Below are 1,482 nucleotides of genomic sequence, written 5' to 3'. Positions count from 1 at the left end.
CCTTCCGACCAACCAACAGGCCAGTCGATCTTGGTACACCTCCGGCTTACACACTTGGCATGACACGCCCGACCGGCGAGGTCGAGGCCAGGCTGATCGCACTGGGATGCTCTGCACCTCCGGCGGGCAGGTCGCGATGGACGCTGCGACTGTTGGAAAAGCAGGTCGCACTGATGGACGACATGCCGGATCTGGACCATTCGACTATCGGGAAGGTTTTTAAAAAACGGCGCTTCGTCCTCATCTGAAGAAATGCTGGACCATCCCCGCCACAGCAAATGGCGAGTTCGTCGCACGGATGGAGGACGTCCTCGACGTCTACGTTCGCCCCTACGATCCTGGCGTTCCGGTGGTCTGCATGGACGAGAAGCCCTACCAACTCCGCGTCAACGCACGCCGACAACGAACCCGCCTGGACTGGGCCGAGGAAGTCGACCAACTACTGACCTGCGACTATCCCGACGCGAAGAAAGTCGTGCTGGTCATGGACAACCTCAACACCCACACCATCGGCTCACTATATGAGAGGTTCGAGCCCACCAAAGCCCACAAACTGGCCGCCCGCCTAGAAATCCACCACACCCCTAAACACGGCTCCTGGCTCTACATCGCCGAGATCGAACTCGCCGCGCCTACCCGCCAGCGCCTCGACCGCCGCATCGCCGACCTCGACATCCTCAACGACGAACTCGCGGCCTGGCAACAAACCACCAACCACGACCAACGCCAGGTCAACTGGCACTTCACCACCAGCGACGCACCGAACCCGCCTCCGCCACCTATACCCCGAACTTTAGCGGCGACACTCTACTAGTCAGTTGATTGTCGAGTTTCCGATGGTGCTGGTGGGGCTGTTTTAGTTAGCAACCCCAACGAAAAACCGGTGTTCGAACAGGTGTACGATGGGTGTTATGAGTTACCAGCTGCATTGGTCCGTCCAGGATGTGCCCGTGGTGGCGGATCTGGACGAGGACGCGCTGGTGGGTGTCGCGGTGGAGTGGGAGCGGATCCGTGCTTTTGTGGATGCGCAGCAGCAGGCGTCGTTTGCGGAGTTGGTGCGGCGGCGGGTGGCCGCGGCGACGCCGTTGCCGATTGACCAGGCTCCGACTTATTCAGGCGCTGTCATGGAGGCGCAGGCCCGGGCCGCGAAATGGTGCGCGTCCGAATTCGCGCCGGCACTGCGGTTGGCTGAGATCACCGCTCAGCATCGGGTCCAGGACGCGGTTCTGCTCCTGGACCGGTATCCGGCGGTCTGGCAGGCGCTCTCGGACGGGATCATTACGAACCCGAAAGCCCGCATTTTTGTTGAGTCTCTCGCCAACCTTGACCCCGAACTGGCGGCGAAGGTGGTCGAGAAGACGTTGCCGGACGCCGGTGACTACACACCTGGCCAGCTCCGCAAGAAGATCCAGCGTGCGTGTATCACGGTGGACCCGCAGGCCGCGGAAGAACGTCACGAGCAGGCCAAGCAAGAACGGCGCG

At 61.7% G+C, this 1,482-nt stretch carries 2 protein-coding genes and 2 pseudogenes; all 4 read left to right on the top strand.

The annotated features are described in order from the left end of the window. A pseudogene (locus ABD301_RS34115) lies at nucleotides 1-248 on the top strand (hypothetical protein); the annotation flags it as partial. A 2-nt stretch (nucleotides 249-250) separates the two neighbouring features. Next, nucleotides 251-364, top strand: a pseudogene (locus ABD301_RS42635) (IS630 family transposase); the annotation flags it as partial. Further along, the gene (locus ABD301_RS34110) at nucleotides 359-814 is read left to right on the top strand and encodes a transposase (protein ID WP_425552008.1); all 456 of its coding nucleotides are present in this window, start codon (nucleotides 359-361) and stop codon (nucleotides 812-814) included. The pseudogene ABD301_RS42635 and the gene ABD301_RS34110, both read left to right, overlap by 6 nt. Before the next feature lie 97 nt (nucleotides 815-911). Further along, nucleotides 912-1,482: DUF222 domain-containing protein (locus ABD301_RS34105; RefSeq protein WP_344314322.1), on the top strand; the 571-nt coding region annotated here is incomplete at its 3' end.

The sequence above is a fragment of the Fodinicola feengrottensis genome, assembly GCF_039530045.1.
In the GTDB taxonomy this organism is placed as follows: Bacteria; Actinomycetota; Actinomycetes; order Mycobacteriales; family HKI-0501; genus Fodinicola; species Fodinicola feengrottensis.
Note: the sequence above shows the minus strand (reverse complement) of the source record. Positions and strands in the feature narration are given on the sequence as shown.

What these genes read in the sequence shown, in the direction of transcription:
- ABD301_RS34110 (WP_425552008.1), top strand. Translation starts at nt 359, where the DNA reads ATGGACGAGAAGCCCTACCAACTCCGCGTCAACGCACGCCGACAACGA.